Source organism: Brachybacterium sp. UMB0905 (genome assembly GCF_002871795.1).
Taxonomy (GTDB): domain Bacteria; phylum Actinomycetota; class Actinomycetes; order Actinomycetales; family Dermabacteraceae; genus Brachybacterium.
Genome location: NZ_PNHL01000008.1, coordinates 171,513 through 190,177 on the forward strand (window position 1 = coordinate 171,513; position 18,665 = coordinate 190,177).

The 18,665-nt window shown below is 70.3% G+C and carries 18 protein-coding genes; 5 read left to right on the forward strand and 13 right to left on the reverse strand.

The genetic code is table 11. The features are described from left to right. From CJ197_RS09735 to CJ197_RS09760, 6 genes are all read right to left on the reverse strand, one after another. A complete protein-coding gene (locus CJ197_RS09735) occupies positions 1-513 on the reverse strand; it encodes a hypothetical protein (RefSeq protein WP_102236549.1) in 513 nt (170 codons plus the stop codon). 1 nt (position 514) lies between these two features. Next, positions 515-1,507 (reverse strand): 16S rRNA (cytosine(1402)-N(4))-methyltransferase RsmH, encoded by a 993-nt coding sequence (rsmH, locus tag CJ197_RS09740; RefSeq protein WP_102236550.1) that lies wholly within the window; start codon positions 1,505-1,507, stop codon positions 515-517. A gap of 190 nt (positions 1,508-1,697) precedes the next feature. Beyond that, positions 1,698-2,129, reverse strand: coding sequence for a division/cell wall cluster transcriptional repressor MraZ (gene mraZ / locus CJ197_RS09745; protein WP_102236551.1), 432 nt, complete (start codon positions 2,127-2,129; stop codon positions 1,698-1,700). A gap of 445 nt (positions 2,130-2,574) precedes the next feature. Continuing rightward, the gene (locus tag CJ197_RS09750; protein ID WP_102236552.1) at positions 2,575-2,994 is read right to left on the reverse strand and encodes a DUF3040 domain-containing protein; all 420 of its coding nucleotides are present in this window, start codon (positions 2,992-2,994) and stop codon (positions 2,575-2,577) included. A gap of 77 nt (positions 2,995-3,071) precedes the next feature. After that, entirely contained in the window at positions 3,072-4,325 is a 1,254-nt protein-coding gene (dinB, locus tag CJ197_RS09755; RefSeq protein WP_102236553.1) for a DNA polymerase IV, read from the reverse strand. 51 nt (positions 4,326-4,376) lie between these two features. Next, positions 4,377-4,859, reverse strand: a complete 483-nt coding sequence (locus CJ197_RS09760; protein WP_233190813.1) for a hypothetical protein — start codon at positions 4,857-4,859, stop codon at positions 4,377-4,379. Between the two features lie 207 nt (positions 4,860-5,066). On the opposite strand from CJ197_RS09760, the gene CJ197_RS09765 reads away from it, so the two are divergent. Then, a complete protein-coding gene (locus CJ197_RS09765; RefSeq protein WP_102236554.1) occupies positions 5,067-5,924 on the forward strand; it encodes a spermidine synthase in 858 nt (285 codons plus the stop codon). Positions 5,925-5,995: 71 nt separating this feature from the next. On the opposite strand, the gene CJ197_RS09770 is transcribed toward CJ197_RS09765, so the two are convergent. Together CJ197_RS09770 and CJ197_RS09775 are read right to left on the reverse strand one after the other, a co-directional pair. Then, complete coding sequence (locus CJ197_RS09770; RefSeq protein WP_010534039.1) at positions 5,996-6,199, reverse strand: cold-shock protein; 204 nt, start codon at positions 6,197-6,199, stop codon at positions 5,996-5,998. A 282-nt stretch (positions 6,200-6,481) separates the two neighbouring features. After that, positions 6,482-7,450, reverse strand: coding sequence for a proteasome assembly chaperone family protein (locus CJ197_RS09775; protein WP_102236555.1), 969 nt, complete (start codon positions 7,448-7,450; stop codon positions 6,482-6,484). 157 nt (positions 7,451-7,607) lie between these two features. On the opposite strand from CJ197_RS09775, the gene CJ197_RS09780 reads away from it, so the two are divergent. Then, on the forward strand, positions 7,608-9,851 hold the full coding sequence (locus CJ197_RS09780) for an AAA family ATPase (RefSeq protein ID WP_102236577.1): 2,244 nt from the start codon (positions 7,608-7,610) through the stop codon (positions 9,849-9,851). A 211-nt stretch (positions 9,852-10,062) separates the two neighbouring features. Here the strand turns inward: CJ197_RS09780 and nrdR are convergent, their stop codons facing one another. After that, positions 10,063-10,530, reverse strand: a complete 468-nt coding sequence (gene nrdR, locus CJ197_RS09785; protein ID WP_102236556.1) for a transcriptional regulator NrdR — start codon at positions 10,528-10,530, stop codon at positions 10,063-10,065. A gap of 28 nt (positions 10,531-10,558) precedes the next feature. Next, on the reverse strand, positions 10,559-10,960 hold the full coding sequence (locus tag CJ197_RS09790) for a LysM peptidoglycan-binding domain-containing protein (protein WP_233190815.1): 402 nt from the start codon (positions 10,958-10,960) through the stop codon (positions 10,559-10,561). A 256-nt stretch (positions 10,961-11,216) separates the two neighbouring features. Between CJ197_RS09790 and lexA the strand changes: the two genes are divergently transcribed. After that, positions 11,217-11,915: a transcriptional repressor LexA gene (gene lexA / locus CJ197_RS09795; protein WP_102236557.1), complete on the forward strand. Its 699-nt coding sequence runs from the start codon at positions 11,217-11,219 to the stop codon at positions 11,913-11,915. A gap of 73 nt (positions 11,916-11,988) precedes the next feature. Here the strand turns inward: lexA and CJ197_RS09800 are convergent, their stop codons facing one another. Beyond that, positions 11,989-14,010 (reverse strand): ATP-dependent DNA helicase, encoded by a 2,022-nt coding sequence (locus CJ197_RS09800; RefSeq protein WP_102236558.1) that lies wholly within the window; start codon positions 14,008-14,010, stop codon positions 11,989-11,991. 103 nt (positions 14,011-14,113) lie between these two features. Between CJ197_RS09800 and CJ197_RS09805 the strand changes: the two genes are divergently transcribed. Next, positions 14,114-15,011 (forward strand): IS5 family transposase gene (locus CJ197_RS09805; protein ID WP_369801532.1). Its coding sequence is split into 2 segments (ribosomal slippage): positions 14,114-14,449 and positions 14,451-15,011, totalling 897 coding nucleotides; the frame shifts between segments, so codons are not numbered across the junction. Positions 15,012-15,222: 211 nt separating this feature from the next. On the opposite strand, the gene CJ197_RS09810 is transcribed toward CJ197_RS09805, so the two are convergent. Beyond that, positions 15,223-16,095, reverse strand: coding sequence for an alpha/beta fold hydrolase (locus CJ197_RS09810; protein WP_158239428.1), 873 nt, complete (start codon positions 16,093-16,095; stop codon positions 15,223-15,225). A 118-nt stretch (positions 16,096-16,213) separates the two neighbouring features. Further along, positions 16,214-17,782, reverse strand: a complete 1,569-nt coding sequence (locus CJ197_RS09815; protein WP_102236561.1) for an MFS transporter — start codon at positions 17,780-17,782, stop codon at positions 16,214-16,216. Positions 17,783-17,881: 99 nt separating this feature from the next. Here CJ197_RS09815 and CJ197_RS09820 point away from each other — a divergent pair, with 99 nt between their 5' ends. Beyond that, entirely contained in the window at positions 17,882-18,511 is a 630-nt protein-coding gene (locus CJ197_RS09820; protein ID WP_102236562.1) for a TetR/AcrR family transcriptional regulator, read from the forward strand. Positions 18,512-18,665 lie beyond the last annotated feature (154 nt).

Consider the following 18,665-nt stretch of genomic DNA (forward strand, 5'->3'; position numbering starts at 1 on the left):
TCAGTTCCCTTCGTTCCCCATGCCGTGGTAGGGCTCGGGCTCGTCGTAGATCTGGGCCGGCGGGACGGCTTCCTCGGCGGGCACCTCCGCCAGCTGGGGCGCACCCCCAGTCTGCTCCGCCGGGGCCGTCCGGCCGATGATCTGGCCCGTGTCGAGGTCGATATATCCGGGATCGGTCACCGGCACCATGCCGATCTCGCGAGCCTGCCGCTCGAGCTCCTGCGGGGTGCCCAGGCGCTCATTGGTCTCCTGCAGCCCCTGCTGCTCCTCGGTGAGGCGCTGGGACTGGATCTGCAGGCGGGTGATGCGGTAGCTCGCATCGGACATCTGGATGTTCATGAACAGCAGCGCCGCAAGCGTGGCGGTGACGATGAGGGTGCACAGCAGCGCAAACGGCAGGGAGCTGCCGCTGGCCTTCGGAGTGGCGACGACGGTGAGCTTCGGGCGCGCGGCGGCGCGGCCCTTGCGCACCGGGCGGAGGGCGGGCGCGTGAACGGCGGTGGTGCTGGCCATCTCAGTGTGCTCCCTGGGTGATGCGGGTGCGGACGAGGGCGCGCAGCCTCACGGAGGCGGCGCGGGAGTTGGTCTCGCGCTCGTGGGCGTCCGCCTGCCGGGCGCCGCGCACGAGTGGGCTGAAGGTGGGGCGGTGCTCCTCGAGCTCGACCGGCAGGCCGGGCGGCGCGCTGGAGCGGGTGCGGCGCGCGAACGCCGTTTTGACCAGGCGATCCTCACCGGAGTGGTAGGACTCCACGAGGATCCTGCCGTCGACCGCCAGGGCATCGAGGGCGGCCTCGAGCGCGGTGGCGAGGATCTCGAGCTCCGCGTTGACGGCGATGCGCAGCGCCTGGAACGTGCGCTTGGCCGGATGGCCTCCGCTGGCCTTGGAGGCGGCGGGGATCGCGGCATCCAGCAGCTGCACGAGCTGTCCGCTGCGGGTGATCGGAGCGTGCTCGCGCTGGTCGACGATGCGGCGGGCGATACGGCGGGCGAAGCGCTCATCCCCGTAGTCGCGCAGGATGCGCGCGAGCTCGGTCTCGTCGAGGTCGCGCAGCAGATCCGCGGCCGTGGGGCCGGTGGTGGGATCCATGCGCATGTCCAGCGGGGCGTCGGCGGCGTAGGAGAAGCCGCGCTCGGCGGTGTCGATCTGGAAGCTGGAGAGCCCCAGGTCCATCATGACGCCGTGGACGGCGGGGATCTGCAGGTCCGCGAGGACGTCGGGCAGCTGGTCGTAGGTGGCGTGCACGAGGGTGGCGCGCTCACCGACGCCGTCGTGGGCCAGGCGCTGCCGGGCGAGGTCCAGGGCCTGCGGGTCGCGGTCGATGCCGATCAGGCGGGCCTGCGGGCAGGCGCGCAGCACCTCGCTCGCGTGGCCGCCCATACCGAGGGTGGCATCCACGTGCACGGCGTCGGGGCGGTCGAGGGCGGGAGCGAGGAGCTGGACGCACTGCTCGAGCAGGACCGGGACGTGGCGCTCAGCGGCCGTACGGCCGGCGGTGGTCGGTTCCATGTCCCCCCTTCCCTGGATCGTGCGTGCTGTGTGCTGATGGCAGTGCGCTCCGGTCGCCCGGAGCCGGTCCCGCGCTGCGGGGCGGGGCCGTCCTGCCAGATTCCCCGTCGTTCCCGACCCGCCACCGGGGAAGTTGCGTCGGGGCGGGAACGACGAGAGGTCTCACAGGACGGAGTTCGGGCTCTCGGGCTCAGAACAGGCCCGGGATCACCTCCTCGGAGGTCTCGGCGAAACCTTCCTCCTTCTGCTCGAGGTAGGTCTCCCAGGCCGGGAGCGACCAGATCTCGAGCCGGTCGAGAGCGCCGATGACGGCGCATTCCCGGTCCAGCCCCGCATAGGTGCGCAAGTGGCCCGGGATGGTGATGCGGCCCTGCTTGTCCGGGATGACGTCCTCCGCGCCGGACAGCAGCACGCGCAGGTAGTCGCGGGTGCGCCGGTCGGTGGTGGGCGCCCGACGGGCCTCCTCGAGCTTCTGGCGGAACTCCATGAGCGGGTACACGGCGATGCAGTGCTCCTGCCCACGGGTCATGACCAGTCCCGAGGCGAGCTCGTCGCGGAACTTGGCCGGGAAGATCAGGCGCCCTTTCTCGTCGAGCTTGGGCGTGAAGGTGCCGAGGAACATCCGCGACCTCCTTCACCCGCCGCGCACGGCGATCCGAGCCCATCTCCTCCCAACGCGCCCCACTTTACCCCACTCCTCCCCACTAAAAGCCAGACCTTCCCGCGAACTGCCCGATTTCGGCTGCATCTTTGCAGGTCACGAGGGTGGGGAGAGGTGGAGGGAGATCCACGTCGCGTGGCGCAGATGGAGACAGTGCGGCGCCCTCACCGACCGCCTCCCCGCCGCTCTGAACGACCGGGCGCTCTCATCAGTGCAGGTCAGAAGCCCGCGGTGCAGGTATTGCGCGACGCGGGGAGTCCGGTGGAGGGATGGGGAGGGTCCCGGTGGAGGGATGTGGGGAATGGCGTGGAAAGGGCGAGCGGAGCTGCTCGCAGCGTGCACGACGACGGCCCCGGCTCACAGGGAGCCGGGGCCGTCGGGGTTCAGATGCTCAGCGCCGTCCGCGTCAGACGCGGCCGTCCTCATCAGCCCGCTTCTCCCAGCGCTCCTCCATGCGGCGCATGAAGCTGCCGGAATCTCCGCCGGGGGCGGGCGGAATCTCGGGCCCTCCCCCGCCATCACCGCCGTCGGCGCTGTCGGCATCTTCGGCGGGGCTGCTCGGGGTGGTGACCGCCAGCACCGCTCCGCCCAACATGCCCAGGAAGGCGAGCACCCCGAGCCACACGGCGGGCAGAGAGACAGCCAGGACCAGCACACCGAGGCCGACGACCACGATGCCGAGACCCAGGAGGATGCGGCGGCCGCTGCGGCGGGAGGAGGGACGGCGGCGCTGCGGCGCAAAAGCACGGGCCAGTCGCGGATCGTCCGCGAACAGCTGGCGTTCCATCTCGTCGAGCATCTTCTGCTCGTGCTCAGACAGCGGCATGGTCCCGCTCCTTGTCCCCGTCCTGCGCGCCCCGCGGGCGCCTTCGCGCCGTGACGGCTCAGGGCCGACATCGGCGGTCAGTCCAGTTTAGGCCGTTCTGCTGAACGTTGTGAACCGTGCCCGGAAGCGGGCGGGTCCGCCGGAGTCACGGTGGAACCGCGGGCCAGGCTGCTGCGGCCGAAACGCTCGACCGCCTGGTCCATCGCAGCTTCCAGTTCGTGCCAGCCCGCCGACCTGCCGGTCAGCTCAGACTGGGCGAGCCCACCGGCATGACGTTCGAGATGCGTGGCGCGCACACCGGCCAGGCGCACGCGCGGCATCGAGGCTCGCTCTCGCTCCCACAGCGCCACGACGTGCTCCCGCAGCCGTTCCCCGCTCGCGGTGGGCTGCTCGAGGGTCACCGAGCGGGTGATCGTGGTGCCGTCGGGGCTGCGCAGCTTCAGCACTGTCCCGCGGGCGATCAGTCCGCGCCGACGCAGGTCGCGGGCCACGTCGTCGGCCATGACCGTGAGGCGGCGGCGGACCTCGGCAGGGTCGGTGAGGTCCTCATCCCAGGTGCGCTCGGTGCCCAGCGAGCGGTCCCGCACCCGTCGGCCCAGGCCTGTGCGGTCGGTACCGTCGGCGATTCGGGCGATCTTAGGGGCGCGTGGCCCCAGCACCCGGGCGAGCGTCGAGAGCGGCAGCTCGCGCAGCTGCCCGATGGTGCGCACTCCGAGCTTCTCGAGCCCGGCCTGGGCGCGGGGTCCCACCCCGGAGATCACGCCGACCGGCAGCGGGGCGAGGAAGGCGGCGGTGCGCTGTGCAGGGACGATGAGCAGGCCATCAGGCTTGGCCTGAGCGGAGGCGATCTTCGCGACCGCCCGGGATACCGAGCCGCCCACGGAGCTGGGCAGCCCGAGCTCCTCGCGGATCCGCTGCCGCAGCAGGGCAGCAACCTGCTCCGGCGGGCCGAACAGACGCTGGGCGCCGCGCACATCAAGGAAGGCCTCATCGACGCTGATCTGTTCGACCTCTGCCACGACGGTGTGCAGCAGCTCCATCACCTGGGCGCTCACGCGGCGGTAGTGGTCGATGCGCGGCGGCACGATGACGAGATCCGGGGCGAGGCGCCGCGCGGTCGACATGGGCATGGCCGAGCGGATGCCACGCTCGCGCGCTGGGTAGCTGGCGGCGGCGACGACGCCGCGGGCACCGGCCCCGCCCACGACCACCCGACGTCCCTGCAGCGCGGGGTCATCGCGCACCTCGATCGAGGCGAAGAAGGCATCCATGTCCAGGTGGAGGATGCCCGGGATCTCTGTCCGGTCCTCGCCCGTACGAGCTGCCTGCATCGCCACCTCCCTGAACCCGCACTGTACCGGGTGTGTGCAGCGCGCCCGCGATTACTCGGCGGTGAGTTCGGCCAGCGGAGCCGGCAGCTCCTCGACCAGCCGGGCGGCGACCTGGTCCAGGTGGGCGGCGGTCAGCCTCAGATGCTCCGTCAGCAGCTGCGGGTCAGGGCGGGCTCCCGGTGCACGGTCCAGGCGCTCGCGTTCGGCGACCATCGGGGCGGCCTGCTCGGCACGATCGGCATCGGCTCCCCCGAGGCGCGCGAGGGCATCCCACACGTTCAAGGGCAGGCGACGGCGCCGGGCCCGATTGGCGCGGGCGGCGATCACGCCGGCGCCGCGCAGTGCGGCGCGGTGGACCAGCTCGAAGGCCTCCCGCGGATCGCTGTGCTGTAGGCGCTCGCCCTCGGCCAGGAGAGCGCGGGCACGGTCGAGGTCCGCCTGATCCTGGTCCAGACGGGACAGCAGCAGGCGCAGCGGGACCGTCGCGACACCGGATGCCGAAGCGCGGGCTCCTCGGGTGCGGATGGCGCTCATGTCTCCTCCTTCTGGGCTGGGCCTGTGCTCGACGGGTCTGGGGGCGGTGATGGCCATCGGCCGGGGCGATCCGTGGTCGCGTTCCGTGCTGTGCACGCTATGCGCGGGGTGTGACAGACGAGGTGCCAGAGCGCGGATTGTGGATGACGCACCGTTGTGGAGGAGAGGTGCGGACCGCTCCGCTGCGACGCGCTCTACAGTGGGGCGATGCCCCGCCGTGACCGCCCGCGCCGCACCAGCTTCGTCAGCCTCGGGCCGCTCGAGACCCCGATCCCGATCTCGACCGGCACCGCGCGCCTGAGCGTCGAGAACGACGGCTCCGTGCTGCTGGAGGTCAACGGCGTGCCCTCCTCCCATCTGCATCCCGAGCCGGAACACCTGGTGTTCGAGTACATGCGCTGGATGCTGCTGGTGATCGACCGGCACCTGGGGCTCTCCCCCGCCGATGGCGCATCCTCCGCCGCCGGTTCCGCGCGCAGCGCCGCGCAGATCGCGCACCTCGGCGGGGGCGGCTGCTCCCTGCCGCGTGCGATCACAGCCCGTCACCCGGCCTCCCGGCAGGTCGTCGTGGAGGTCGATGAGCTGTTGGCTCAGCAGGTGCGCACATGGTTCGATCTGCCGCGCTCCCCACAGCTGCGCCTGCGCATCGAGGATGCCGCGACCGCCCTGGCCGCCTGGCGGGAGGACCGCTTCGATGTGCTCGTGCGCGATGTGTTCGTCGGCGCGACGACACCGTCCTCGCTCACCTCGCTGGAGGCGGCGTGCCACGTCTCACGGGTGCTGCGGCCCGGCGGGATCTACCTCGCTAACTGCGCGGCCCCACCCGGCAGCGGGCTGATGGCCGATGAGGTGGCCACGCTCAGCGAGGTCTTCACCCACGTCGGCGTGATCGCTGAGCCGGCGCACCTCAGCGGCAAGCGGCGCGGCAACTGCGTGCTGCTGGCCTCCCAGGCCGAGCTGCCGGACGGGATCGATCGGGACCTGCGCTCCGACGCGGTCTCCGTACGCCTTGCCCCGCGCGCCCAGGTCCAGGCGCTGGCGCGCGAGGGCCGGGTGCTGGGCTGAGCATGCGAACGGCCCGGCCAGAGCGGGATGCTCTGGCCGGGCCGTGATGCTCGTCCCGAAGGACGCAGAGATCAGAGCGGGCGGACCTGCTCGGCCTGCGGGCCCTTATCTCCCTGCGTCACCTCGAACTCCACACGCTGGCCCTCGTCCAGCGAGCGGTAGCCGTCCATGTCGATCTTGCTGTGATGCACGAAGACGTCAGCGCCGCCCCCGTCGATCTCGATGAAGCCGTAGCCCTTCTCGGCGTTGAACCACTTGACCGAGCCCTGTGCCATACCTGTCACCTTCTGTGTCGTCCATCATCGGTCGCCTGGCGCGACCGCGGTGCCGCGTGAAGCCGTCCCCCGCAACAGCGGGTGGCGCATTGGTGCTCACCGCACAGGGATGCCGAAGCACCCGTGACGGACCGTCCTGCTGGAACTGCATCACCGCAACGCCGTCCATTCTGTCACGGCCGTGGCCTCCTTCACAGTGCGGAAGCTTCTCCGCGGTCACGAAGGAATAACGAACCGGCCGACGGGTGACCTGCCGGAGACATCGGCCCACGACCCGCGCGCTCAGCGGCCGCGCAGATCCTCCGGGCCGCCCTGGTCGTGATCGGCCAGGAAGCGCTCGAAGTGCTCGCCGATCTCATCGGCCGTGGGCAGATCCATCGTGGTCGCCAGCGGCGAATCCCCGTCGGAGTTCGCCACGGCGTCGTACTGCTCCTCGAGCGCGGCGACAATCTGGCGCACTTCGGCGTTCTGCTCCACAGTGGCCTGCAGCGCCGCAGCCGCCGCATCGGTCAGGTCCCCCAGATGCACGAGCGGCAGATCCAGCTCGGCGGCCTCGCTCACCCGGCGCAGCAGCGCCAGCGCCCCGGCCGGGAAGTCGGTGCGCGTGAGGTAGTGCGGGACCTGCGCGGCATACCCCATCGCGGGATGCCCGGCCCGGCCCAGGCGATGCTCCAGCAGCGCGCTGAAAGCTGCCGGCAGCACAAGCTCCACCCCGTCGGGATCCGGTCCGGTGCCCGGGGCGGGGGTGGCCCCGCTGCCCGGGCGGCCCAGCAGCTCCGGGTCATTGGCGTGGGCGAACAGGCCGATGGGCCGCGTGTGCGGCACCGCCATCGGCACCGCCTGCATGCCCACCACGCGCTCCACCTCGAAGTACTCCACGAGGTCGATAAGCGCCTCGGTGAGGCGCACCCACTGCAGGTCCGGTTCGGGCCCGGCGAGAAACAGGAACGGGCGGTCCGCCTCGTCGTACATGAGCGAGAGGGTCAGCTCCGGCAGGCCCACCTCGGTGTACGAGGTGCCATCGAACGTGGCCTGGGGGCGGGCGCCGCGGTAATCGATCAGCTCATCGGTGTCGAAGGTCACCAAGGGCAGGGTGCGCAGCTCATCGCGCAGATACTCGGCGGCGATACGGCAGGCACCACCGGCGTCCACCATCCCGGGCAGCGCATGCACGAGGGTCAGCCCGGTGCGGGGCACTGCCTGCAGCACCTCGCTGCTCTCGAAGCGGTAGAGGTCACGAGGGTCGCGCACGATCCACTCCTCCCTGCTGGTCGGCCTGACGAACGGCACCTGATGGCACACGCTCACAGGCCTGTCCACCATAATGGACCACTGCGCTCCGCCGCCGATCCGTGCGATCGCGGGGGGCGGACGCCGCCAGGACCACCTCGCTGAGGGGAGCAGCACCGTGCAGGATGCGGAGGACCGGATCGCCCGGGAGATCGGGAAGGAGCAGGCCTACGCCGATGTGCTCTACACCCGGTTGGATGAGCTGATCAGCCAGGTGGAGCGGAACCTCGATGAGATCCAGGGCTCGCAGCAGGCGTCCACCCATCAGAACCGCTCCGAGCGGGATGCCTTCATGACGCTGTACGAGGATCGGCTGTCGCTGCTGCGCTCGGTCTCCCGCAGCGTGGTGTTCGGGCGCTTGGACATGGATGATGCGGCACGCCACTACATCGGTCGCATCGGCCTGTTCACGCCCGAACGGGAGCAGCTGCTGGTGGACTGGCGCGCCCCCGCCGCCGCGGCGTTCTACCGCGCCACGAGCACTGAGCGTCTGGGCGTGCGGCTGCGCCGGCACCTGGTCAGCCGGAACCGCACCGTGGTGGGTCTCGAGGATGACGTGCTGGATCAGAGCGTGCTCGAGCAGGACCAGGGGGACCTGGTGCTGCAGGGCGAAGGGGCGTTGCTCGCCGCGGTCTCCGGCAAGCGCACGGGCCGCATGGGGGACATCGTCGCGACGATCCAGGCGGAACAGGACCGCATCATCCGCTCCGGCAACCGCGGCGTGCTGGTGGTGCAGGGCGGGCCGGGCACCGGTAAGACTGCGGTGGCGCTGCATCGGGCCGCGTATCTGCTGTACACGCATCGGCGGCGTCTGGAGCACACGGGCGTGCTGATCATGGCACCGACGGCCGGGTTCCTGCGCTACATCGAACGGGTGCTGCCGAGCCTGGGCGAATCGGGGGTCGTGATGATGACGCCGGGCGACCTGTTCCCCGGGGTGCAGGCCACCGAGCATGACGATGATGAGGTGGCGCGTCTGAAGGGCGATGCGGCGATGGCCCAGCTGCTCTCGCGCGCGGTCAAGCAGCGCCAGCTCGTCCCCGAGCGCGATCAGCAGATTCGGCTGGATGGCACTGCACTGACTCTGGCCGCGGCCGATGTGCGGGCAGCCCGCAAGGAGGCCCGCGCCTCGCACAAGCCGCACAACGCCGCACGCACGGTGTTCGTGCGGGCGGCGTTAGACCGTCTGGTGGAGCGCTATGAGAAGGCGCTGCTGGCGGCCGGTACGACCGTGCTGCCGGAGGACCGCGGTGAGCTGCTGTCGGATCTGCGGCATGACCCGCAGGTGCGGCGCTGGTTGAACCTCGCGTGGCTGCCGTACACCCCGCAGGGCTTCCTGCGGATCCTGTTCGCGCACCCGGAGCGGCTGCGGGCTGCGGCACCGCGGGCGATCGCGGACCGGGTGGAGCTGTTGGTGCGGGACAAGGACGCCGCCTGGACCATCGAGGATGTGCCGCTGCTGGACGAGGTCGCCGAGCTGCTGGGCGAGGATTCCGCGCCGGCGGAGGCGAAGGCGCGCGATGACGAGGACCGTCGGCGCGCCGATGTGGAGTACGCCCGGCGGGTGATCGAGAACATCGATACCTCCGGCATCGTGCGTGCCGAGGATCTGGCGGAGCGGGTGAATCAGGTGCGCGATGGTCGCACGCTGGCCGAGCGGGCCTCCGCAGAGCGCTCCTGGACCTACGGGCACGTGGTGGTGGATGAGGCGCAGGAGCATTCGGCGATGTCCTGGCGCGCTCTCATGCGGCGCGCTCCGACGAAGTCCTTCACAGTGGTGGGGGATGTCGCGCAGACCTCCGCCGCGGGCGGCACCGCCTCGTGGACCGATGCCTTGGGCCCCTACGTCCAGGACCGCCTGGAGGTGGAGCATCTGACGGTCAACTACCGCACCCCGGCGCGGATCATGGATCGGGCGCTCGCGATGGCAGCGGCGCATGACCTCCCGGTGACCGAGGTGAGCTCGGTGCGTGACGGTGAGCGGGACCCGCTGTGGCAGCGCGTGGAGGCCGACGGCCTGGCCGATGGCGCCGCGCAGGCGGTCGCGGATCTCCTCGATGAGCGGATCGGACGGATCGCGGTGATCACCGTCGGCTCCCGCGTCGAGCAGGTTGCGGCGGCGCTGCGGGAGAAACCGCAGATGCCGACGGTGGGCCTGGGATCTGCCGGGGTGGATGACGAGGTCGCGGTGATGACGGCACAGGATGCCAAGGGCCTGGAGTTCGATGCGGTGGTGATCGTGGAGCCGGCGGAGCTGATCGATGAGCACGGCGCCGGAGACCTCTACGTGGCGATGAGCCGACCCACGCAGCATCTGGGGGCTGTGCACGCACGGGCGCTGCCAGCGGGCCTCCCACGCTGAGCCTCGGGCAGAGCCCCAGGCCCGGGTGCGCAGGAAAAGCCCTGGGGCCCGGGTACGAAAAAGATCGGCGGCCGTGGCTTCCCCTCCACGACCGCCGACCGGCGTGCACCTCAGCGGTGCACGAAGGACATCCTAAGCGCACCCGGCCGATGCTTTTGACCACTTTCCAGGATTCATCCGGCCCGTCGTATGGACCGGACCGGATCACGGCTCAGGCGGCGTCGTCGGGCGCGGAGGACTGCTCGCGCAGCCGCTGGATCGCGGCCTCGAAGTCCTCCAGGGTGTCGAACCCCTGGTACACGCTGGCGAAACGCAGGAATGCCACGACGTCCAGCTCCTGGAGGGGCTGCAGGATCGCCAGGCCGACGTCGTGCGCGTCGATCTCGGCGACGCCGCTGGAGCGGATGTCCTCTTCGACCCGCTGGGCGAGGACGGCCAGCTGATCGTCGGTGACGGGGCGGCCCTGACAGGCCTTGCGCACCCCAGAGATCACCTTGGCCCGACTGAAAGGCTCGCTGACTCCGGAGCGCTTGAGCACTGACAGCGAGGCAGTCTCCGCAGTGGAGAAGCGGCGTGAGCAATTGGGGCACTGGCGACGTCGCCGGATGGTCGCGCCGTCATCGGACGTGCGCGAGTCCACAACGCGGGAGTCAGGGTGGCGACAGAACGGGCAGTGCATCCGCCCAGGGTACCGGCCCTGCTCAACATCAGCGCGCGGTTTCCGCCTCCGGGAGCTCGAGCACCTGACCGGCGGCGACCCGCGGGGTGCTCAGCTTGTTCAGCAGGCGCACTTCGGTGATGAACTCCTGCTCGCTCATGCCCGCGGGGGCATGGTCCTGGGCGAGCTCCCACAGGGTCTCGCCCTCCTGCACGGTGATCGTGACCGGGGCGGTGGCCTCATCCCCCGCGCGGGCGGAGGAGAGATCCAGGCTCAGCATCACGCCGACGGCGACCAGCAGCCCGAGCACGAAGGCGAGCGCCGTGAGCAGACGCCGACCCCGACGGGTGGGTTCGAGTCGAACGCGTGCGCGAGCGGCGGGCTCTGCCCGCTCGTCCTGCGCGGGGAAGGGAAGGACTGTGGCGGTCCCGTTGCGCATTCCGGTGCTCATATCCGAACTCCTGTTCGATCGAATGTGTGTGCGACGCTACCCGGGAGGAGTGCGACACGCAAGAGGCACCTCGAACATATGTTTGGATCGTGATGCGTGTCGCCCTACTCTGGGGTGCATGGACCACACAACCGCAGGGGTCCGACAGACGAACCGCGCCGAGCTCTGATCAGCCAGGATCAGGCAGAGTCGGCGCGGGGCGACCAGGCACGAACGACCGCATCCGAGAAGGACGAGCCACGCAGGAGGCCGCACGATGACGCCGAGCACCCCCGGACCCACCCGAGCGCAGGGTGACGTCCCGGCCGATGAGCGCACCGCAGGCCTGACCCGCCGCCAGCGGCTGATCCTGCAGACCATCACTGAGATCGTGGCGCAGCGCGGCTACCCGCCCTCGATGCGGGAGATCGGCGATGCGGTGGGCCTGACCAGCTCCTCCTCGGTCGCGCATCAGCTGCAGACCCTCGAGGTCAAGGGCTTCATACGCCGCGATCCCAAGCGCCCGCGGGCGATGGAGGTGGTGATGCCGGAGGCCGATGACACCCCTGCTGTCCCGGAACCCGTCCCTGAGCTGAGCCCGAACTCGGTGTCCGTGCCGCTTGTGGGCCGGATCGCAGCCGGCATGCCGATTACTGCCGAGGAGCAGATCGAGGACGTCTTCACCCTCCCCCAGCGCCTAGTCGGCGATGGCGAACTGTTCCTGCTGCAGGTGGTGGGCGATTCGATGATCGACGCCGCGATCTGCGATGGCGACTGGGTGGTGGTGCGCTCGCAGGCGCATGCGGAGAAGGGCGAGATCGTCGCGGCGATGATCGACGGTGAAGCGACCGTGAAGACCTTCGTGCAGCGCGATGACCACGTCTGGCTCATGCCCCATAACCCCGCCTTCGCCCCGATCCTGGGCGACCACGCGGAGATCCTCGGGAAGGTCGTCGCGGTCCTGCGCGCCGTGTGAGCGGTCTTTGCACCGGGGCCGTCGGCGAGCAATCCGGAGCGGCCTGCGCTCCGTCGAGCCTGGTGGCCCGAGGTCAGCTGTCGGCGAGACGACGCAGCGCGCCGAGCGCGATCTGCGGATCTGCGGTGGGCCACAGCGGTGGCATCGCCTCCCGCAGGAAGGAGCCGTAGCGGGCGGTGGATAGGCGCGGATCCAGCACCGCGACCATGCCTCGGTCCTCGACAGTGCGGATCAGCCGCCCCGCCCCCTGCGCCATGAGCAAGGCCGCATGCTGGGCGGCGACGCGCATGAATCCGTTCCCTCCCTGCTGCGCCACCCGCTCCTGCCGGGCGGACATCAGCGGGTCATCGGGCCGCGGGAACGGGATCCGATCGATCGTCACCAGGCGCAGGGAGTGTCCGGTGACATCCACCCCCTGCCACAGCGTGATGGTGCCGAACAGGCTCGCATCCTCGTCCTCACGGAAGATCCGCACCAGGTTCGCCATGGAGTCCTCGCCCTGGACCGCGAGCGGCAGGTCGAGGCGGGCGCGCACATGTTCCGCGGCGATCTCCGCCCCGCGGCGCGAGGAGAACAGACACAGCGCCCCGCCACGGGAGGCGTCCACCAGCTCCGTGAGGTGGTCGAGCATCGCCAGGCTCGGTCCGTCCCGGCCGGGCGCGGGCAGATGCGCGGCGGTGTAGAGGATGCCCTGGCGTCGGTAGGCGAAGGGGCTGCCCACGTCCAGGCCTGCCCAGGAGCCGGCATCGGGCAGGGGTGGCAGGTCCTCGGGGCCGATGCGGTCCGCCCGAGCGAGCCCCACCTCCCCGGCGGCGGGTTCGAAGCGACCGCCGAGCGCGAGGGTCGCAGAGGTCAGGATGGCGGTGCGGTCCTCGAGGATCGCCCCGCGCATGGCTCCGGCGACGCTGAGCGGGGCCACCTGCAGGCTGGTGCGGCCGGTGGCCTGAGAGCGGGATACCGACACCACGTCATCCTCGGCCGGATCCAGCAGACGCTCGCTGACGTCAATGATCTCCTGCAACGCGGCACGCGCGCTCTTGCGAGCCCCGGCCTGGGAATCATCTCCAGCGTCTCGGGCATCGGAGTGGGCGGTGCGCGCCTCGGTGCGCACCTGCGCGATCGCATCGGCCAGACGCTCGGGCAGATCGGTGGTGACCCGGCCGTCGGGGGCGAGTTCGAGGGCGGCGCGCAGCTCCTCCCCGGCATCATCGAGGGCGGTGGCGGCCACGCCGATGCCGCGCAGGTCCCGCACAGTGCCGCGCAGCATCCCGGGGGTGAGCTGTTCGGTGACGGCGCTCGTGACGCGGGAGGTGAGGTCATGGGCCTCGTCGAACACCACCACATCGTGGTCGGGGATGATGCCGTGGCGATCGAAGGCGTCGATGGCCAGCAGCGCATGGTTGGTCACCACGAGATCGACCTCTCGCGCGAGCTCGCGGGAGCGTTCGGCGAAGCAGTCCTCGAGGAAGGGGCAGTGGGAGGATATGCACTGGGTGCCGGTGACTGAGACCTGCCGCCAGGCGCGGTCGGAGACGGCGTCCTCGAGGGAGTCGCGGTCCCCGCTGTCGGTCTCCTCCGCCCAGGCGCGCAGGCGCTTGACCTGGTCTCCCAGGCGTTCGGTGCCGGTGCCATCGCTACCGCGGGACGTCTCGGCGAACAGGGCGCCTGGCTCGATGTCCACGGGGTAGCCGCCGGCGAGCTTGTGCTTGCACACATAGTTCGCCCGCCCCTTGAGCAGTGCGAAGGTGGGAGTGCGCGGCAGGTGCGGGGCCAGGGCCTCCACCAGGCGTGGCAGGTCCTTGCGGACGATCTGGGTCTGCAGCGCGATGGTGGCGGTGGAGACGACGACGGGGCGGCCGCTGACCAGGGCGTGGCGCAGGGCCGGGACCAGGTAGGCGAGGGATTTGCCGGTGCCCGTGCCGGCCTGGACCAGCAGGTGGCGCTGGCCGGACATGGCGGTGTCCACCGCTTGGGCCATAGCGCTCTGGCCGGGCCGGGGGCTGCCGCCGATCGCCTCGACGGCCGCGTCCATCAGCCGTTCCAGGGGGATGTCCGCCGCCGTCGGCGCGCTGGGGTGTGGCTCGGGGGCGGTCATCGCATCAGGCTAGCCGGGGCACGCCGGGTCCCCGCACCCGCCGCGCCGCCGGGCTAGGGCGTGTCTCCTAACCTTGCGGGTTGGTTGACGGCAGGCTTGACGCGTGTCGCGTACTCGTGTTCTCTCGGATGCTGCTTGGGCTCGGATCGAGCCGTTGATGCCGGTCGCCTCCCGCAAGGGCGGCCGGCCGTTCCAGGACCATCGCCGGGTCGTGGAGGCGATCGTGTGGCGGTATCGGACGGGGTCTCCGTGGCGGGACCTGCCGGCGGAGTTCGGGCCGTGGCAGACCGCGTGGAAGCGGCATCGCCGGTTCAGCGGTGACGGCACGTGGGATGAGATCTATGCGGAGATCCTCGCCGAGGGGGACGCTGCCGGTGAGATCGACTGGGCCGTGAGCGTGGACTCCACGATCAACCGCGCGCATCAGCACGCGACGAACCTCCCGCGCGACACGGGGGGCTCTGTCGAGTTACAAGAATCTGCGCGAGGAGCCTCCTGATCATGCGATTGGCCGGTCACGGGGCGGTTTGAGCACCAAGATCCATCACCTCGTCGACGGGCGCGGGCTGCCGCTGGTCGTGCTGGTCGGCCCCGGGCAGGCCGGTGACGCGCCCATGTTCCCGGTGCTCATGGATCACCTCAGAGTCGCCCGGCGCGGCCCGGGCAGACCGCGCTCGAGGCCGGACCGGGTCCGCGGCGACAAGGCGTACTCGTCGCGCGCGATCCGCACCCATCTGCGGGACCGCGGGATCGTCGCAGTCATCCCCGAGCCCGCAGACCAACAAGGCCACCGCCTGCGCCGGGGCTCCCGCGGTGGCAGGCCGGTCAGCTACGACGCCGAGGACTACAAGGGCCGCAACGTCGTCGAACGCGGCTTCAACGAAGACAAGCAGTGGCGCGGGCTCGCAACCCGCTACGACAAACTCGCTCTCACCTACCGCGGCGGAGCAGTCCTGCGAGCCATCACCCTCTGGCAGAAACGGTTAGGAGACACGCCCTAGGCGACTTTGTACCTGTAGGTCAAGAATCAGCCGTCGGCGCACTGCACGAGCCATGCGCCGCCCGGCGTGTCTCGAATGCTCCACGTGAGGTGAGTCCCGAGCGGTTACGCTGGAAACCGCAGATTTGAGCCGATCACGACCGACTACTTTCGCGGCTCCACGGCGTGCTTTGCTCTTGGACGTAGCGCGTCGGCTATGAGTGGCCGTCGTGTTAGGGATGCTTCTCGCTCGATTCGCGCGACCAGTTTTCGACTGCGCTCACGACAGTCTCGGGTTCGTGTCGTGCCCATCGGATGTGGTCGAAGGCCTTGGCACGGGTGCTCGTGAGTCTGCGATGCTCGCTGTGAGCTGGGAGTCGGCGTGCCAGGTGGGCGGCAGCCGGTTGGGTGATGATGGGGTCGCCTTCGAGGCTGAGCAGAAGTACCGGTTGCCTGATCCCGCGCAGCGCAGACTCGTACTTGGTGTCGTCACCGTCGAGTCGGTATCGGCCGTAGACGCCCTCGTAGCACCAGTCGCGCATGAGGCTGCGAGGTTGACGACCACCGAAGCCGAGCCGGTGACCGGGCCAGAAGCCCAGGGCGGCCGAGACTGCGCGGATGAACGCCACTTGTCCGCGCCGTGAGACGTGGCCGAGCCTGGTGCTCTTGGCCGTGGGTGAGCTCGTGCCGCTGGCGATCGCGACGACCGCTTCGGGGGTGACGGTGCCTGCAGCGGTGGCGAGGAGGGCCAGTTGCCCGCCAAGGCTGTGCCCCACAAGCATGTAGTTGTGAGAGTCGGGCAGCAGGGAGTCGATGACGGCGGGCAGGTCGTCGCGGACGATCGTGGAGTAGCCGAACCGCTGGGGGCGGGTTCCCGAGGTGGGAGTGAGGGGCATTCCGCGCTGTTCGACGGCGACGATGTGCCGCCCTGTGTGCGACCAGTGCTCGAGCATGCCGGAGTAGTACCCGAGAGGAACCCCGAGCGCCGGGAGGAACACCAGGGTGGGAGCAGGGGCCGCTTGAGGCGTTCTGCCGAACTTCATCACCCCGATCCGGGTGCCGTCACGCGAGCTCACCGAGGTCGTGATGGGCGCGCTCGCAGACATGCCTCCATTCTGCCTTGGCGCCTTGCTTGAACCGCGCGAGGCGACCATGCGCATAGGAGAGGACGCAACCTGGAGATGACCCCCCTCTTCGGCATGGTCGATAGTCAATGGTATCCGCTCAGAGGTCGGATCGGGTGGCCTCATCCGGTGCCTCGGTACCGGTCGTGGGCGTGTGGTGTCTCGCCAGTGCGGTTGCGGCGAGGGTGCCGATGGTGGCGAGGACGATGGCTGCGGTGGTGAAGGCGGTGGTCATCGCGTCGGTGAAGGCGGGGCGGACGAGGTCGAGCAGCATTGCGGCGCGGTCCTCGGGTAGTTGTTGGGCGGTGGCGACCGCAGCGCCGAGGGTTTCGGTCACCGCGTCGGCGATGTCGGGTGGGGTGTCGGCGGGTAGGGCGTCGGTGACCTGGGTGCGGTAGATGCTGGTGCCGAGGGCTCCGAGGGTCGCGGTGCCGAGCGCGCCGCCGAGCTCGTAGGCGGTCTCGCTGATGCCGGCTGCGGCTCCGGCCTTCTCGGGTGGGGCGGTGCCGACGATGACGTCGTTGGAGAGGGTGTCGGCGATCCCGATGCCGGCCCCGACGAGCGCTCCGCCGGTGAAGGCGATCCAGGCGATGCCGTCCAGGCCGAGGGCGGTGAGCGTGAGGTATCCGCCGGCGGCGAGGATGAGGCCGCCGCCGATGAGCCACCCGGCCCCGATCACGCGGGCCAGGGTCGCTGCGATCAGCGACCCGAGGATCGCACCGGCCGCGATCGGCAGCGCCCAGAGTCCGGCGGTCAGGGGCGAGTGGCCGAGGACGAGCTGGAGGTACTGGGGCAGGTAGTACAGCAGCGCGGTGAGCGCGAACACCCCGGCGACGTTCGCGATCACCGCGGTGCTGAACGGCAGCGACCGGAACAGGGCGATGTCGATGAGCGGATCGGACAGGCGGCGTTGCCGGAGCACGAACACCACCGCCAGCGCGAGACTTGCCGTGACCCAGAGGGCGGGAGTGATGCCCCATCCGTGTTCGGCGGCGCCTTTGAGGCCGTAGACGCCGGTGAGCATCGCGGCCATCAGCAGGCCGGCGGAGAGCAGGTCGAACCGTCCGGGGGCGGGGTTGCGGAACTCGGGCACGAGCGGCGGGGCCGCGATCAGCAGGGCGATCATCACCGGCACGTTGATGAGGAACACCGATCCCCACCAGAAGTGCTCCAGCAGGAACCCGCCGACCACCGGGCCCAGGCCCGCACCACCGGCGAACGCCGCGACCCAGACCGAGACCGCACGACGCCGCTGGGCGGGGTCGGTGAAGATGTTGCGGATCAAGGCCAGCGTGGAGGGCATCAAGGTCGCTCCGCCGATGCCGAGCAGGGCGCGGGCGGCGATCAGCACCTCGGGTGACCAGGCGAACGCGGCCAGCATCGAGGCCGCCCCGAACGCGACCGCACCGATCAGCAGGAGTCTGCGCCTGCCGATCCGGTCGCCGATGTTGCCCATGAGCACGAGCAGTGCGGCGAGGAAGAACCCGTAGATGTCCACGATCCACAGCAACTGCGTGCCGGTCGGGGCGAGGTCTTCGCTCAGCTCGGGGATCGCGACCGCGAGCACGGTCAAATCGATGCTCATCAGCAGCACCGGCACGGTCAGGGCCGCAAGCGCGGCCCACTGGCGGGCGCCGGCGCGCTGGGGAACAGGTACGGGCGCGGACATCAAGGGCTCCTCTCCTTCGGCGGACACCTCAAACTATCTTGGCCATATGGCCAAGTCAAATGGCCAAGTCGTTTGGCCAAGGTTCGGTAGAGTGGGGCCATGGAGACAGAGGAGCCCACCGAGACGCGCACGCACATGCGCGCAGACGAGCGCCGTCAGCTCCTCGCCCAAGCCGCGCTACGGGTGATGAAGCGCGACGGGGTGAAGGCGGCATCGACCAGGGCGATCTGCGCCGGGGCGGACATGCCGCACGGGGCGTTCCACTACTGCTTCCGATCCAAGCGAGAGCTCTACGCGGAACTGCTCTCAGCCGACATCAACGTCGACCTCGACCACGCCTGGGCACAGATCGACCCCACCGGCGAGGTCCGCGCCAGCATCCACGCCCTCTTGGACGCCTACTGGCGCACCGTCGAGGCCGACCCTGCGGCGCAGATCGTACTCACCGAGCTGACGACCCTCGCCCTGCGCGACCCCGAACTGCGCGAGCTGCCCGAGTGGGAGCAACGCGCCTACCACCGGCGCGTCACCGAACACCTCGAACGCTTCGCCGCACGCGCCGACATCGAGTACGCCATCCCCGTGGCGCTGCTGGCCGAGATGATCCTCGCCGCGCTCTCGGGCATCACAAGCTCCTGGCTCTCGGCACGAGACGACGAGAACGCCAGGCGCGCCCTCGCCGAGTTCGCCGACGTCTTCGCCACCTACGCCCACAGGACCACCCGATAGGCACTGTCCCCCTGCAGCGCACGTCCACAGGTTGACGATGTAGGCACTTCTGCCGCAGTACGGGGTGCGCCTCTCCACCTAGGGCGTGTCTCCTAACCTTGCGGGTTGGTTGACGGCAGGCTTGACGCGTGTCGCGTACTCGTGTTCTCTCGGA

Excerpts from the sequence above, each read along its gene's own strand:
- CJ197_RS09760 (WP_233190813.1), bottom strand. The coding sequence starts at position 4,859 with ATGAGCGCCATCCGCACCCGAGGAGCCCGCGCTTCGGCATCCGGTGTC.
- CJ197_RS09765 (WP_102236554.1), top strand. The coding sequence starts at position 5,067 with ATGCCCCGCCGTGACCGCCCGCGCCGCACCAGCTTCGTCAGCCTCGGG.
- CJ197_RS09820 (WP_102236562.1), top strand. The coding sequence starts at position 17,882 with ATGGAGACAGAGGAGCCCACCGAGACGCGCACGCACATGCGCGCAGAC.
- CJ197_RS09815 (WP_102236561.1), bottom strand. The coding sequence starts at position 17,782 with ATGTCCGCGCCCGTACCTGTTCCCCAGCGCGCCGGCGCCCGCCAGTGG.
- CJ197_RS09800 (WP_102236558.1), bottom strand. The coding sequence starts at position 14,010 with ATGACCGCCCCCGAGCCACACCCCAGCGCGCCGACGGCGGCGGACATC.
- dinB (WP_102236553.1), bottom strand. The coding sequence starts at position 4,325 with ATGCAGGCAGCTCGTACGGGCGAGGACCGGACAGAGATCCCGGGCATC.
- CJ197_RS09735 (WP_102236549.1), bottom strand. The coding sequence starts at position 513 with ATGGCCAGCACCACCGCCGTTCACGCGCCCGCCCTCCGCCCGGTGCGC.
- lexA (WP_102236557.1), top strand. The coding sequence starts at position 11,217 with ATGACGCCGAGCACCCCCGGACCCACCCGAGCGCAGGGTGACGTCCCG.
- nrdR (WP_102236556.1), bottom strand. The coding sequence starts at position 10,530 with ATGCACTGCCCGTTCTGTCGCCACCCTGACTCCCGCGTTGTGGACTCG.
- CJ197_RS09810 (WP_158239428.1), bottom strand. The coding sequence starts at position 16,095 with ATGTCTGCGAGCGCGCCCATCACGACCTCGGTGAGCTCGCGTGACGGC.
- mraZ (WP_102236551.1), bottom strand. The coding sequence starts at position 2,129 with ATGTTCCTCGGCACCTTCACGCCCAAGCTCGACGAGAAAGGGCGCCTG.
- CJ197_RS09770 (WP_010534039.1), bottom strand. The coding sequence starts at position 6,199 with ATGGCACAGGGCTCGGTCAAGTGGTTCAACGCCGAGAAGGGCTACGGC.
- rsmH (WP_102236550.1), bottom strand. The coding sequence starts at position 1,507 with ATGGAACCGACCACCGCCGGCCGTACGGCCGCTGAGCGCCACGTCCCG.
- CJ197_RS09790 (WP_233190815.1), bottom strand. The coding sequence starts at position 10,960 with ATGAGCACCGGAATGCGCAACGGGACCGCCACAGTCCTTCCCTTCCCC.
- CJ197_RS09750 (WP_102236552.1), bottom strand. The coding sequence starts at position 2,994 with ATGCCGCTGTCTGAGCACGAGCAGAAGATGCTCGACGAGATGGAACGC.